This is a genomic window from Gloeocapsa sp. PCC 7428 (assembly GCF_000317555.1).
In the GTDB taxonomy this organism is placed as follows: Bacteria; Cyanobacteriota; Cyanobacteriia; order Cyanobacteriales; family Chroococcidiopsidaceae; genus Chroogloeocystis.
Genome location: NC_019745.1, coordinates 637,799 through 652,297 on the forward strand (window position 1 = coordinate 637,799; position 14,499 = coordinate 652,297).

13 protein-coding genes are annotated in these 14,499 nt (G+C 42.3%); 6 read left to right on the forward strand and 7 right to left on the reverse strand.

Annotated elements, in window-relative coordinates; all coding sequences use genetic code 11:
• The first annotated feature begins 36 nt into the window (after nucleotides 1–36).
• Complete coding sequence (locus tag GLO7428_RS02790; protein WP_015187038.1) at nucleotides 37–1,050, forward strand: DMT family transporter; 1,014 nt, start codon at nucleotides 37–39, stop codon at nucleotides 1,048–1,050.
• Nucleotides 1,051–1,208: 158 nt separating this feature from the next.
• Nucleotides 1,209–2,282, forward strand: a complete 1,074-nt coding sequence (locus tag GLO7428_RS02795) for a glycosyltransferase family 4 protein (protein ID WP_015187039.1) — start codon at nucleotides 1,209–1,211, stop codon at nucleotides 2,280–2,282.
• Nucleotides 2,283–2,381: 99 nt separating this feature from the next.
• Here the strand turns inward: GLO7428_RS02795 and GLO7428_RS02800 are convergent, their stop codons facing one another.
• The 5 genes from GLO7428_RS02800 to GLO7428_RS02815 all read right to left on the reverse strand — a co-directional run bounded on the left by GLO7428_RS02800 (nucleotide 2,382) and on the right by GLO7428_RS02815 (nucleotide 8,111).
• Nucleotides 2,382–4,919, reverse strand: a complete 2,538-nt coding sequence (locus GLO7428_RS02800) for a glycogen/starch/alpha-glucan phosphorylase (protein WP_015187040.1) — start codon at nucleotides 4,917–4,919, stop codon at nucleotides 2,382–2,384.
• A 446-nt stretch (nucleotides 4,920–5,365) separates the two neighbouring features.
• On the reverse strand, nucleotides 5,366–5,557 hold the full coding sequence (locus GLO7428_RS28770) for a hypothetical protein (protein ID WP_231295593.1): 192 nt from the start codon (nucleotides 5,555–5,557) through the stop codon (nucleotides 5,366–5,368).
• A complete protein-coding gene (locus tag GLO7428_RS28775) occupies nucleotides 5,524–5,787 on the reverse strand; it encodes a hypothetical protein (protein WP_041918491.1) in 264 nt (87 codons plus the stop codon). Before GLO7428_RS28775 ends, GLO7428_RS28770 begins: the two co-directional genes overlap by 34 nt.
• A gap of 483 nt (nucleotides 5,788–6,270) precedes the next feature.
• Nucleotides 6,271–7,038 carry a TSUP family transporter gene (locus GLO7428_RS02810; protein ID WP_015187041.1) on the reverse strand — a complete coding sequence of 256 codons (768 nt, stop codon included), beginning with the start codon at nucleotides 7,036–7,038 and terminating at the stop codon, nucleotides 6,271–6,273.
• A 203-nt stretch (nucleotides 7,039–7,241) separates the two neighbouring features.
• On the reverse strand, nucleotides 7,242–8,111 hold the full coding sequence (locus GLO7428_RS02815; RefSeq protein ID WP_015187042.1) for a hypothetical protein: 870 nt from the start codon (nucleotides 8,109–8,111) through the stop codon (nucleotides 7,242–7,244).
• 552 nt (nucleotides 8,112–8,663) lie between these two features.
• Here GLO7428_RS02815 and GLO7428_RS02820 point away from each other — a divergent pair.
• Nucleotides 8,664–9,578, forward strand: a complete 915-nt coding sequence (locus tag GLO7428_RS02820; RefSeq protein ID WP_015187043.1) for an LD-carboxypeptidase — start codon at nucleotides 8,664–8,666, stop codon at nucleotides 9,576–9,578.
• A 27-nt stretch (nucleotides 9,579–9,605) separates the two neighbouring features.
• On the opposite strand, the gene GLO7428_RS02825 is transcribed toward GLO7428_RS02820, so the two are convergent.
• Nucleotides 9,606–9,914: a hypothetical protein gene (locus GLO7428_RS02825; RefSeq protein WP_015187044.1), complete on the reverse strand. Its 309-nt coding sequence runs from the start codon at nucleotides 9,912–9,914 to the stop codon at nucleotides 9,606–9,608.
• 263 nt (nucleotides 9,915–10,177) lie between these two features.
• On the opposite strand from GLO7428_RS02825, the gene hemE reads away from it, so the two are divergent.
• Nucleotides 10,178–11,257, forward strand: a complete 1,080-nt coding sequence (gene hemE, locus GLO7428_RS02830) for a uroporphyrinogen decarboxylase (RefSeq protein ID WP_015187045.1) — start codon at nucleotides 10,178–10,180, stop codon at nucleotides 11,255–11,257.
• On the opposite strand, the gene GLO7428_RS02835 is transcribed toward hemE, so the two are convergent.
• Nucleotides 11,254–11,568 (reverse strand): four helix bundle protein, encoded by a 315-nt coding sequence (locus GLO7428_RS02835; RefSeq protein ID WP_015187046.1) that lies wholly within the window; start codon nucleotides 11,566–11,568, stop codon nucleotides 11,254–11,256. The genes hemE and GLO7428_RS02835 overlap by 4 nt on opposite strands.
• 80 nt (nucleotides 11,569–11,648) lie before the next feature.
• Here GLO7428_RS02835 and GLO7428_RS02840 point away from each other — a divergent pair, with 80 nt between their 5' ends.
• Together GLO7428_RS02840 and GLO7428_RS02845 are read left to right on the forward strand one after the other, a co-directional pair.
• Nucleotides 11,649–12,686: an NAD(P)-dependent oxidoreductase gene (locus GLO7428_RS02840; RefSeq protein WP_015187047.1), complete on the forward strand. Its 1,038-nt coding sequence runs from the start codon at nucleotides 11,649–11,651 to the stop codon at nucleotides 12,684–12,686.
• A gap of 216 nt (nucleotides 12,687–12,902) precedes the next feature.
• Entirely contained in the window at nucleotides 12,903–14,480 is a 1,578-nt protein-coding gene (locus tag GLO7428_RS02845) for a B12-binding domain-containing radical SAM protein (protein WP_015187048.1), read from the forward strand.
• Nucleotides 14,481–14,499: the final 19 nt, after the last annotated feature.

The following is a 14,499-nucleotide window of genomic DNA, read 5'->3' on the forward strand; positions in this document are numbered from 1 at the left end:
CAGAAGTATTGTGTTATTCCAGCGGTTAGCAATTGTATGCAAATCAAACTAACTGAATCTCGACTTCCCTTCGCGTCGCTTTTATTAATTGCGCCATTTTTTTTGTGGGGAACCGCAATGGTAGCAATGAAAGGAGTTATCCCGCATACGACACCGCTGTTTATGGCAGGAGTGCGGTTAGTGCCTGCCGGAATTTTAGTATTAGCAGCCGGTGCGATTATGCGTAAACCGCAGCCTCAAAGTTGGCAAGCATGGTTGTGGATTAGCATTTTTGCGCTTGTCGATGGCGCGCTGTTTCAAGGCTTCCTTGCTGAGGGGTTAGTGCGCACGAGTGCGGGGTTGGGTTCAGTGATGATTGATTCGCAGCCGATTGCTGTGGCTTTGCTATCGTGTTGGTTATTTGGCGAAAGCATTGGGCTGTGGGGCTGGCTAGGGCTGTTTATTGGTATTGTGGGAATCGGTTTGATTGGTTTACCAGATGAATGGTTTTTAGGTACGGCAAGTTCTGTTAATCTTACTTTCGCTTCCTTATTTGAAAGTGGCGAATGGTTAATGCTACTCGCTGCGCTGTCGATGGCGGTGGGAACCGTAATTATTCGTTATGTCAGTCGCTATGCTGACCCAGTCGTGGCAACAGGGTGGCATATGATTTTAGGCGGCTTGCCGTTATTTGCATTGAGTAGTGCTGTAGAGTCACAGCAGTGGGGCAATATCGATTTATCCGGCTGGATGGCACTGGGGTATTCGACGATATTTGGAAGTGCGATCGCGTACGGTTTATTCTTTTACTTCGCCTCTAGCGGAAACCTCACAAGCTTGAGTTCATTAACGTTTCTGACTCCTGTTTTTGCTTTATTATTTGGCAATCTCTTACTTGGTGAAGTTCTTAGCCCTTTACAATGGACAGGTGTCAGCTTAACTTTAATTAGCATCTACCTGATTAACCAGCGCGAAGTTTTGGGAATTGGTGGTAAAATTTCTGCGGTGGCAGAAGAATTGGAAACAACTACTGTACCTGTTTCTTTATCAATTGAAGATTCAGAACCTTGAGCCTGGCGACTTTAGTCGCGGCTTAACAAACAAAGTCCACGAAGGTGGACTAATATACGAAAATGAGGCTTGTAGAAACCTGTGAACATAGGTTTTGCTTGTGTAGCTGCGGTTTCAACCGAATCAGCGTTCCATTAAAGTAAAATTCTACGCGCAAATTGCTAAAACTATTATTTGTTTCTACTTCAGTTGGACCGCTAGGCACTGGACTTGGTGGCGGCGTGGAATTAAGCTTATACAATATCGCCCACGAAATGCGGCGACGCGGGCATCAGGTGCAAATTGTTGCGCCGAAGGGTTCGTATTTTGAATCATTACCTGATATTGTACAAATTCCAGGCGAGTTACAAATTATTGCCCAAAGTCAGGAACGTAGCGATCCGGTTGTCATGCCTGGGAACTCGGTATTAGCAAATATGTGGGAGTATGCGCGGCAAGTACAAGCGGAGTATGACTTAATTGTAAATTTTGCTTACGATTGGTTGCCTTTTTACCTCACACCGTTTTTTAGCCGTCCGATCGCACACTTTGTCAGTATGGGATCGCTTTATGACGCGATGGATCGGATTATCGAACAAACAGCAGATCGCTTTTTTGGAACAATTGGCTTTTACACCGCATCGCAAGCACAAACGTTTGCGCTGAATTACGATTGTCCGTGTTTAGGAAGTGGAATTGATTTATCACTGTATGAATTTTGCGCGCAACCACAAAAGTGTTTAGCATGGTTAGGCAGAATTGCGCCTGAAAAAGGTTTAGAAGATGCAGTCGCAGCGGCGAATATGACGCAAATTCCCTTAAAGATCATGGGGAAAATGCAAGATGAAACTTACTGGAAACAAATTTGTGCGGCTTATCCCAATGCACCGATGGAATATTTCGGCTTTCTTTCAACATCCGAAATGCAGCAGCAAGTGCGTCAGTGTCAGGCGTTATTAATGACTCCGCGTTGGGTAGAAGCTTTTGGAAATGTTGCAATTGAAGCGCTAGCGTGTGGCGTTCCTGTGATATCTTACCGTCGCGGTGGTCCAGCAGAAATTGTGCAAGACGGTAAAACAGGGTTTTTGGTAGAACCGGATAGTGTTGCGGGGTTAGTAAATGCGATCGCCCGTCTCAAAGAAATTGACCGTTACACTTGTCGTCAACAAGCCGAAACAGAATTTTCATTAGAAGCATTAGGCGATCGCTTTGAAAAGTGGTTTCGAGATATCTTAGTGAGGCGTGAGGGGTAAGTGAAAGAGTGGTTAGTGACTAGTGCGTGAGTTTTGAATTAACTTTATCGATCGTACACTCTTGACCTCCGACCTCTGACCTCTGATCCCTGACCCCTCTTACATAGTAATTGGTCGCATATTCTCCTTTGCTTGTATACACTCGCCAAGTTCAATGGGTACAGACTGGATATTCCAAATGTCTTGACAGTAGTCGTGAATTGAACGGTCGGAGGAGAATTTACCCATCCGTGCTACGTTTAAAATGGACATCCGCGTCCAGCGATCGCGATCGCGGTACACTTGACTTACATAATCTTGACAATCAATGTAAGCTTGATAGTCGGCAAATAGTAGATACTCATCGCGATGTAACAGCGAATCTAGCAAAGGCTTGAACAGCTGAGTATCGCCATGCGAGAAGTGACCTGATGCGATGCGATCAATGACAGCTTTGAGTTCGCGATTGCTGTGGTAGTAATCTAGTGGACGATAGCCTCTGGCTTTGAGTGCGTAAACCTCAGGCGCGGTGAGTCCAAAAATAAAGAAGTTATCTTCTCCCACTTCTTCGCGGATTTCGACATTGGCACCATCGAGCGTACCAATTGTCAAGGCTCCATTCAAGGCAAATTTCATGTTACCTGTTCCCGAAGCCTCTTTACCCGCCATCGAAATTTGTTCGGATAAATCCGCAGCGGGATAAACGCGTTGGGCAAATTTAACGCTGTAGTCTTTTAAGAAAACAACTTTCAGGCGATCGCGCACGTCGGGATCGTTGTTAACAACATCGCCAATCGAGTTGAGTAACTTAATAATCAACTTTGCCATGTAGTAGCCAGGCGCAGCTTTACCACCAAAGATAAATGTACGCGGCGTAATGTCGATATCAGGATTGGCTTTGATGCGGTTATACAGCGTGATGATGTGGAGTGCGTTGAGATGCTGGCGCTTGTACTCGTGGAAGCGTTTTGCTTGAATATCGAAAATCGAGTCTGGGTTGACACTAATTCCGTTTTGCTTTTGAATATATGCTACGAGATCGTGCTTAATGGCAGACTTAATCGATCGCCATTGATGACAAAACTCAGGATCGTCTACAAATGCTTCTAAATGTTTGAGGTCTTCTAAGTGCTTAATCCAGCTATCACCAATTTTGCTAGAAATCAAGTTGGTCAATCGCGGATTACTCAACACCATAAACCGTCGGGGAGTAACGCCGTTGGTTTTGTTGTTGAACTTCTCAGGGTACATTTGATAGAAGTCGCGCAAGACATCTTGCTGCAACAGTTTGGTATGTAAAGCCGCAACACCGTTAATTGAATGGCTACCAACGCACGCGAGATGTGCCATCCGTACGTATTTTTCGCCTGACTCGTCGATAAGCGACATCCGACGCAGGCGATCGCTATCTCCAGGAAACTTAGCTTTGACTTCCGCTAGAAAGTGGTGATTAATTTCATAGATAATTTCTAAGTGCCGAGGTAGTAATTCTCTAAATAAGCTGATGGGCCAGCGTTCGAGTGCTTCGGGTAATAATGTATGGTTGGTATAGGCAAGCGATTTTTGCGTAATACTCCATGCTTGATCCCAGCCCATATCATGCTCATCAATCAGTAGTCGCATCAACTCAGCAACAGCGATCGCCGGATGCGTATCGTTGAGTTGTACAACGAACTTTTCGTGAAACTTTTCTAACGGTACATTTTGGCGAAAGACAATGCGAATCATGTCTTGCAGCGAACAAGACACAAAAAAGATTTGCTGCGCTAACCGTAGGCGCTTACCTTGCGAAGAGTCATCGTTGGGATAAAGAACCTTTGAGAGGTTTTCCGAAACCATTTTTGCTTGCACTGCACCCAAGTAGTCGCCAGAGTTAAACGCACCAAAATCAAACGATTCTGGGGCTTCGGCTGTCCACAAACGTAGAGTATTGGCGGTATTTGTTTTATAGCCAAGAATCGGCGTATCGTGCGGTACACCTTTGACGACTTGGTATGGAATCCAGCGGACTCGATAGCGTCCGTGTTCGTCGGTGTAGGCTTCGGTATGTCCGCCTAGTTTGACGTAGACTTCCCACTCAGGGCGCGCGATTTCCCAAGGATTACCGCAATGTAACCATTTATCGGTAATTTCAACTTGCCAGCCATCGCGGATATCTTGGTCAAAAATGCCGAATTCGTAACGAATACCATAGCCTAAAGAGGGAATCTCTAGCGTTGCCATAGAATCAAGGTAGCAAGCCGCCAAGCGTCCTAAACCACCGTTACCAAGTCCTGGTTCTTCTTCTTGTTCGAGTAAATCTTCTAAGTCTAGTCCGAGTTCGCTAACAGCTTGTTTAACTTGGTCGTAAATTCCTAAGTTGACTAAGTTATTTCCAAGATGCGGTCCCATCAAAAACTCAGCCGAAAGGTAAGAAACTGTGCGCGAAGCCCTTTCGGTGTAAATGACAGCAGTATTGATCCAGCGTTGCAGCAGGCGATCGCGTACTGTATACGCCAACGCCATATAGTAATCATTTTTTGTGGCAATTTTAGGAAACTTGCCTTGCACGTAGAACAGATTATCTAAAAAAGCTCGCTTTAAGCATTCAACACTTAATCCTGTCCGGTCGTCTTCTATCTGTAGGTTCTCTACCTGATGATTAGGTACAGTCTGCATTATTGGTTCCTTTTTTTACTTAAATTTCAATCATAGAGATTGCAGTTACTTCTAGTCTTGCTACCATTGTTCCGAGGTAATTATTGCTGTATTTGTTACCATCACAGGTCTTACCATTTAGAAGTTGGCAATGCGGGAATAAGCGTTAAGACGAAACATCAACTATGGTACTCGCGATAAGTTCACAAACAAATAGATTTGCTGAAAATAACAAAAAATCTCAGCCCAGCAAGTAAACTGAGATCTTATTTGTAGTCGATCGATGCGGGCGATCGCCTACTTTATACAGCAGCACAGCAAATCATAACGCGATCGTGGCTAACGATTAGTATTGCCATGTCCCATCGCGCACTTCTGGTAAATCGTCGCCATGCTTAATTGATATATTGCTTGTGTTCGATCAGTTTATTGCGAATCATCTGTTTAACGTGCGCGCCGACATTTTGTCACCCTGGAACGCGATCGATGACGTTTCCGACAAGATGGAAGCGGTCCAAATCGTTCATCACCACCTTATCAAAAGGCGTCGTTGTTGTCCCTTCTTCTTTGTATTCACGTACGTGGAGATTTTTATGATTTGTACGCCGATAGGTGAGACGATGAACTAGAGCATATTCCAGTTCCCCACCTTCATGAATCGAACCTGGTGTTTCGGGGTGACATGACTCGGAATCCCACCAGGGAAAGAAAAGTGTTTAAACAGTTGCTTCATCCCTTCCACATCCTGAGCAATGTTGTGATAATACTCGCTATACGTTCCTTCGAGGTAAGTAACAGAAAGATAATTCGCCGCACGCCAGTAAGCGTGCATCTTACACAATTCTTCGGCAGCGAGTGGAGGGGCTTTTCCTAAGGTTGCTTCTACCATAGTTCTTTCGCTAACTGAATAAGTTTACTAAGCAATCTATGCTTTGAAATTCAATGTGTTTACAACTATTGCGTTGTACCAATCAATATATTTTTAGTTTCAACTTTCAATCTTTATCCTTACTAAAGAAATTATTTTACTGACTTGATTCTTAAATTTCAGTTTGAGCGCTCTATTTTAGCGAAAGATACTATAAACGAATAATCTATTTATTTCTCAATAATTGATGTTGTTGTGTACTACGGAGAATTAGGCTATTTTCAAAAAGATGATGAGAGTTCTTTGTTAAATCTAGTCATATAATTGTTGAGCATAAAAAATTGATTTTACACATCTTTTGACTTGCGCATAGAGACGAAAACAGTTTTTCACAATCTTTTGCTAAGTTGATACGGACTTGAGTTCAAGCTATTATCATTTTGCAAGAGATAGCTACAAACACTAAAGCTACTTTTTTGTTACGCAGTCGATATTGTCATCATTTTAGCTAAACATTATATCATAAGCTAATTTAATTATTAAAGTAGAAACTATTATTAAGAATAAGTTGCGAATAAATTTATTACCTTTAAGGATAGCTAGTTTAGTACCAATAATTGCTCCTCCAATATTACAAATAGCCATAGGAATAGCAAGATTGTAAATAACGTTACCACTAGGAATAAAATAGACTAATGCGGCTAAGTTAGTACAAAAATTTACAAATTTTGCAGAAGCTGAAGCACGTAAAAAATCAAAGCCTATAACCCCAATAAAAGCAAAAATCAAAAAACTTCCTGTTCCTGGTCCCAAAAAACCATCGTAAAAGCCTATAGAACTGCCAATAATAGCAGCATAAATTATCTTTTTTGTGGTAGCCTCATAAAATTTATGTTGCGACCCGAAATCTTTTTTAATAAACGTATAAATAGCAACAGCGACGAGAAGTATTAAAATTAACGGATGGAGAAGCTTAGGATTGAGAATACTAACAGTTCTAGCACCAAGAAAAGAAAAGATAAAAGCAGCGATCGCCGCCGTAGTAACGATGGCAAAATTCATCTTGATTTGCAGCAAAAAACGAATAACTGCAACAAAAGTTCCGGCAATCGAAGCAAGTTTGTTAGTTCCTAATAGTAATGGTAAAGCTGTATCAGGTAATATAATTAAAAGTGCCGGAAGCTGAATTAAACCACCACCCCCAACAATTGAGTCGATTAAACCAGCTAAAAAGGCAAATAGGCATAAACTAAGTATTTGATAATTGTGCATTGCAATAAAGCTACTGAAATGGGAAATTTATATTGATTTTCCTCAGCATCAAAGCAAGCGAAAACCAATTGTGTTAAGTCACAGAATCTAAGTATAGCAACATAAAAAAACTCCAAGCGTCATTTTGACTCCTGAAGCTAAAATCTATATACTTCTGCTAACTCATTCCACAATGATGAGATGTCACAGTCTAAATGAAACAATTATAAGTACGGATTACTTAGCACTCGTGCTTTTGTTTTTTCAGTATCTACACTACGCCATTTATGGTCTAAAGTGTGCATGACAAAAACATAGTCTATCCAACTAGTCCGCTGAAATATTCTTTTATTTCTTAAAAAAGTATAAGGATGAATTTTGCGATAATGATTTTCGGTATTAAATTCATTAACCGCAAGTAGTTCTCCTACCCACGGATTTGAGCTAGGAATACCTATATCATCAAGATGAATAAGGGTTACAGGTAGATATTTTTCAGCTTCACCTTGTAAGACTTTTAAACATTCTTTAGCCGACCAGTAATAATCTACATCTACAGCAATAAAACCAATTGGGCTTTCTGAAGAAACAGATTTAACAAATTCGGGTACGGTCTGTGCGATATCGCCAATAATTAATTTCGCATTATTAGGCAGCGCTTGTAAAAGTTTTTCTTTATCCACTATCGGGTAGTCGCCTTCCTTAAATGCCTCTGGCATATCACGATAGTCGCGTGGTGCGGGTAGTCCTTGACCACTATCAAAGCCAAATATCTGGAATTGAACGCCAGTTTCTTGCGTTATCTTTTTTGAGATCTGACAAATATTAAGTAAGCCTGCACCCGCCGCCACGCCAAACTCAATGACTGTAATCGATTGAATTTGTAGCGCTTGTGCAAATTTGGCAGCTTGCAGGAGGCAAAAAGCATATTGCTGCCGAATTACTAAGTCAAACTCAATTTTTTGTTCAAAAGAACCAAATAAAGCGACAAAAACTGAGAGCAAGTTAAGGTGGAGTGGTTCAGTAAGGCGTTCGTATAAAATCCGCTTTCTTTTTCTCTCGTCGCCTAGTTTATTTATGAAATATTTAAGCATAATTCTTAGAGTGACCTGCTAAGAGAAATTGCTCCGAAACTAATATGCTTGAAATCTTATTTCGCTAAAGACTACCACAGTCTACGTGATAATTTTCAATTCTTATATAAAGTTATATTAAAGCCTGCACGAGACGAGTTCGATGCGAGGAAGTCTTTAGTTTAACTTAGTGCTAATTGAAAGCAAAATCATTCTAATCGGCGCGTTTATTATCTTATACAATTACACTAAATGAAATGAGCACTACAAATAAATTTCTCCCCTGCTGCCCATATAGCAGTCCTAATTCATTTGTGAATACCTCCCTTTCTTCTTCTCTGTGCGTTCTCTGTCTTTAAAAGTTTTGAGCGGAGGAAACCTCCGATCAAACTTTTCGCTGCGTCTGTGTGGTTCGTTAAAAACCAGTTTTCATAACTCAAATAGGATCGCTATATGTATCAGCCCTAAAGTAAAACAGTATTAGAGGAGATCGGGACTGATGTACGATCGCAAAACAGGAAGACATTAGGGTTTAAATTTGAGATGAATTAAATGCAGATATAGAATAAGTAAATGAAACGCTGCCAATTACCACCGTTATTGAAGCCAGGCGACTTACTACAAGTAATTGCACCCAGCGGGGCATTAAGAGAAGTAGAAGCATTTCATCAAGGAGTAGAAATTTGGCGAAAGCGCGGCTATCGTGTAGCAATCAGCGCTGACATTGATAATCGCTGGGGTTACTTAGCAGGCAAAGATGGCGATCGCACTTTTCAATTACTCAACGCGTGGCAAGATCTTGAATGTCGTGGAATTCTGTGTGCAAGAGGCGGTTATGGCAGTGCCAGACTTTTAGAAGCAAAGTCAGGGGAATTTATTTTTGATTCCGCGTTTCCTTCTAAGTGGTTAATTGGGTTTTCTGACATTACAGCATTATTGTGGAGTCTTAGCACAGTTGGTGTTGCTGGCGTTCATGCCCCTGTACTCACAACGTTAGCCAAAGAACCTGATTGGTCAATTCAGCGGTTATTTGATTTAGTCGAAAGACACACGGTGACTCCGCTAGCCGGCACAGGTTGGGGAGGTGGTAGTGCGTGTGGGACTTTGCTACCAGCAAATCTTACGGTTGCTACACATTTACTCGGAACACCCTTACAACCCGACTTAGATGGTGTTATTCTTGCCTTAGAAGACGTTACCGAAGCACCCTATCGAATTGATCGCTTACTAACACAATGGCGCTTAAGCGGTGCATTGACAAAAGTTCGGGGTATTGCCTTGGGGCGGTTTAGTCGCTGCGAACCACCACCGAATATTCCCAGTTTAACGATCGAAGAAGTATTACGCGATCGCCTCAGCGATCTAAGTATCCCTGTTGTTTCCGATCTGCCATTTGGTCACGATGGTGCTAACGCCGCCCTTCCCGTAGGAATTCCAGTACAGCTAGATGGAGACACAGGTATCTTAAGCTTCGAGACAACGACTTAACCTCTAATAGCACTCCTCTATACCTAGTCAAGTTGATGAAACATTAACCTGTGCAACTTTTTTCAATAATTCTTGAGTCATGTCTTTCCACTCCTGGTTCAAAGATGTTATGGATTCAGGACGCTGACTACGTTGATACCAGTAACGCGCATTACTCAAATCGCCTTCTTGACGGTGCAAGTAAGCATGAACCCAAGCACTATCAGCATCATTCGCATTTTGGACAATTTCATGTGCTTGATGCCAATCGCCTTTGTTGGCATACCATAACGCTTGTAACGCTGGTGGAAGCGCTGTATGACATCTTTCTTGTTGTGCAAATTCATCTAATCGCATAAATAATCCTTCAAAGTCTTCATCTCTATACTCATGATGCCAAGCTGAGATAAGCGATTTTCTCTGCAAACTGGAAGGTTTCACGTGCAGATGCAAAATAAATACAATCTAGAATGATTAGCCAAACGCTGACAGCGACAAGGGAATTAGCATCTTGGTTCGTGCTACCACGCTATTATTTAACCAATTAGTCAACAGTTGAGGTAAATTACCACTGATACAATGAACAATGGATAAAAAACATTCTTTAGGTGAAAAGTTAAATGACCGTTGCTACCCAAGTTCCCTATTTACTAAGAGCAGCATATGGTGAAACATTAGACCGTCCGCCAGTGTGGATGATGCGGCAAGCAGGTCGCTATATGAAAGCCTATCGGGAACTACGGGAGAAATACCCTTCGTTTCGCGAACGTTCTGAAATTCCTGAAGTGGCAATTGAAGTTTCCTTGCAACCCTGGAGGGCGTTTCAACCTGATGGCGTGATTCTATTTTCCGATATTGTGACTCCCTTACCAGGCTTGGGCGTAGATATGGATATCGCCGAAGGCAAAGGCCCAATCATTGCCTCACCGATTCGTACACAAGCACAAGTCGATCAATTGCGTCCGCTTGAACCTGAAGAATCGTTACCGTTTATTAAAACAATTTTACAAGCGCTGCGCGAAGAAGTTGGTAATAAAGCGGCGGTGTTAGGTTTTGTAGGTGCGCCGTGGACGCTTGCAGCCTATATGGTGGAAGGCAAAGGTTCCAAAACTTATTCCAAAATTAAAGGAATGGCGTTTTCCGACCCTACAATTTTGCATCAACTCTTGACGAAATTAGCGGATGCGATCGCGACTTACGTACGCTATCAAATTGACTGCGGGGCGCAAGTTGTGCAAATGTTTGATTCGTGGGCGGGAGAACTCTCACCGCAGGATTACGAAACGTTTGCTTTACCGTATCAACAGCGCGTTTTCCAACAAGTTAAGCAAACACACCCTGATACACCTTTAATTCTACTCGTCAGTGGTAGTGCAGGTTTGCTAGAACGAATGGCACAATCCGGTGCAGATATCATTTCTGTTGATTGGACCGTTGATATGGCGGATGCACGTACCAGATTAGGTAATATGAAAGTCCAGGGAAACCTTGACCCTGGCGTGTTATTTGGTTCCAAAGAATTCATTCGCGATCGCATTTACGATACTGTGCGCAAAGCCGGAAACCGAGGACACATCTTGAATCTCGGTCACGGTGTCTTACCCGAAACGCCCGAAGAAAATGTCGCGTTCTTTTTTGAAACAGCAAAAAATCTCAATTTAAGGAGCGAGGAGCGAGGAGCGAGGAGCGAGAAAAGTTAAAATTTTGCTTTAAGTGGTTTTTGTAGCCCTCTAATCATGCGACTGATTTCATCAGTTTTTGAAAGAGTAATTTGCAAATCCTGCGTACTTAAGTAGGACAATCTTGCTGCCAAAATTAGTTGGGTTTCTAACTCAGCTAGTGACCCCAACGCTATTGAAAGAAATTGTAGATATTCTTTAGTCGAGTCCCTTGTATGCCCTTCTGCTATATTTGACGGAACCGACACAGCAGCACGTTGAATTTGGCTGGATAATCCATAAATTTCTTGCCTAGGAAACTGGTAGGTTAAGTGGTAAACCTTTTCAGCCAAATCTATGCTGAACTACCAAACTTTGAGGTCTTGATAGCTATTAATACTCATTTATAATTTAGATACTTTTTGCTAAATCCATGTATAATTTAGCACACAATGATTCCTCGCTCCTCGCTCCTCGCTCCTCACCCCTTACAAAGCGGATTCTAGTTACTGGTGCGAGTGGTTGCATTGGTCATTACATTAGTGAAGCGTTGATTCAAGAAACTCGTCACGAGTTGTATTTATTGGTTAGGAATCCGCAGAAACTGCAAGTTGATACAAACCATCGCCGTGGAATTCATGTTTTGCAGGGTGATATGCAAAACATTCGCGCCTTTACTGACTTACTGCAAACAATTGATACTGCAATTCTGGCTGCGACCGCTTGGGGTGGTGCAGATACTTACGATATTAATGTTGCCAAAACTCAAGAATTACTCAGCTTATTGTCACCGAAATGCCAACAGGTGATTTATTTTTCCACAGCAAGCATTCTCGATCGCAACGGTAATTTACTTCCACAAGCAGGCGAAATAGGTACAGATTACATTCGTTCTAAATACGACTGTCATCAACAACTAAGTCAACGGGCGATCGCCTCCAAAACAACGATTCTATTTCCCACTTTAGTCGTAGGTGGCGATACCAACAAACCATATTCGCACCTTACTAGTGGTTTACCCGAAGTGACAAAATGGGTAGATTTAATTCGCTTCTTCCAAGCAGATGGTAGTTTTCACTTCATTCACGGACGCGACATTGCTCAAGTCGTGCGATATTTAATTGACCATCCACCGACGGAAAAAGAATCGCGATGCCGAAACGCCCCTGCTGAAAGCAGATCGCTTGTCCTTGGTCAAGCACCACTTACGGTTAACCAAGCCGTTGAAGAAGTTTGTCAATATTTTAATAAAAAAATTTATTTTCGGATTCCCTTAACTTTATCTTTGGCGAATGCAATAATCGCGTTATTCCGCATTCAAATGGCAGCTTGGGATCGCTTTTGTTTAGATTACCGCCATTTCATCTATCGCAATGCTGTTAATCCAGCAACATTTGGTTTACCAAATTACTGCGCAACCCTCAGCGACGTTTTAAAAATCAGCGGTATTCCTCCCCGCAAAAACCGCTAAAGGAACATCCGCATCTAATATAAAGTCTCGTAGCTATGTGGTTCATTTAGTGAATAGCTCTTTTGTTAAGAATTTAAAAACATCACACGCACAAAATTAACTGTATAGTAGTTAAAAACTAGAAAAACCTATTAGTATTCAAGCAGGCTGAAATTAAAAACCATCAGCTAAACAAAGAATAAAACTAACAATAATTTGTGTGGGGATAGAGATTATATGCGAGTTCTACTAGTTTATCCTCGGTTTCCCAAAACGTTTTGGTCATACGAAAAAATTTTAGAATTGGTTAATCGTAAAGTTTTGCTGCCACCGTTAGGTTTAGTTACCGTAGCAGCAATTTTGCCGCAAGCATGGGAGTTTAAATTAGTAGATCGTAATATTCGTCCAGTCACCGAAGCCGAATGGCAATGGGCAGATCTTGTGATTCTGTCGGCGATGATTGTCCAGAAAGACGACCTTCTCGACCAAATTCGGGAAGCCAAACGACGAGGAAAGCGTGTTGCTGTTGGCGGTCCTTACCCGACTTCGGTTCCGCAAGAAGCAGAAATTGCAGGGGCAGATTATCTTATATTGGATGAAGGTGAAATCACCTTACCAATGTTTGTCGAAGCGATCGCCCAGGGTAAAACCAGCGGAACTTTCCGTTCTAGTGGCGAAAAACCTGATGTCACAACAACGCCGATTCCGCGTTATGACTTATTAGAATTTGATGCATATGATTCGATGTCGATTCAATTCTCGCGTGGTTGTCCGTTTCAGTGCGAGTTTTGCGATATCATTGTCCTCTACGGACGTAAACCGCGCACAAAATCGCCAAAACAACTCTTAGCCGAATTAGAGTATCTCTACAGTTTAGGATGGCGGCGTGGTGTCTTCATGGTGGATGACAACTTTATTGGCAATAAACGCAATGTCAAGTTGTTGTTACAAGAATTAAAAGTTTGGCAAGCAGAACATCAGTATCCATTCCGATTTAATACTGAAGCATCGGTCGATCTTGCGCAAGATCAAGAATTGATGGATTTGATGGTGGAATGCAACTTTGATGCGGTGTTCTTAGGAATTGAAACACCTGATGAAGACAGCTTGCAGCTAACGAAGAAATTTCAAAATACACGCAGTTCATTAATCGAGTCGGTACAAACAATTACGCGCGCTGGATTAAGACCGATTGCAGGGTTTATCATCGGTTTTGATGGCGAAAAAGCAGGTGCAGGCGATCGCATTGTTCGTTTTGCCGAACAAACCGCGATTCCGACGACGACGTTTGCAATGCTACAAGCATTACCAAATACCGCACTATGGCATCGATTAGATAAGGAAGGGCGCTTGCGCGGTAAAGATGGCAATATTAACCAGACAACTTTGATGAACTTTATCCCGACGCGATCGCTCGAACAAATTACCCGCGAGTACATCGAATCATTCTGGCAATTATACGACCCCATCAAGTACTTAGACCGCACCTATCGCTGTTTCTTGATGCTCGGTGCGCCAAAATGCAAAGCTCCAGCTAAAATGCCGAGTTGGGTAGATATTCGTGCATTATTAATTGTTTGCTGGCGTCAAGGGATTAAGCGCAATACGCGCTGGAAGTTTTGGCATCACTTGTTTAGCATCATCAAGCATAATCCCGAAGTTTGGGATCATTACCTGGCAGTGTGTGCGCACAACGAACATTTCTTAGAATACCGCCAAATTGTCCGCGACGAACTCGAAGCGCAACTTGCAGAGTTTCTCGCACGTGAAGCCGAAATTCAAGCCGAAATCAAAACAAGTGTATTAGCATCATAGAAATTAAGCAATGCCATGT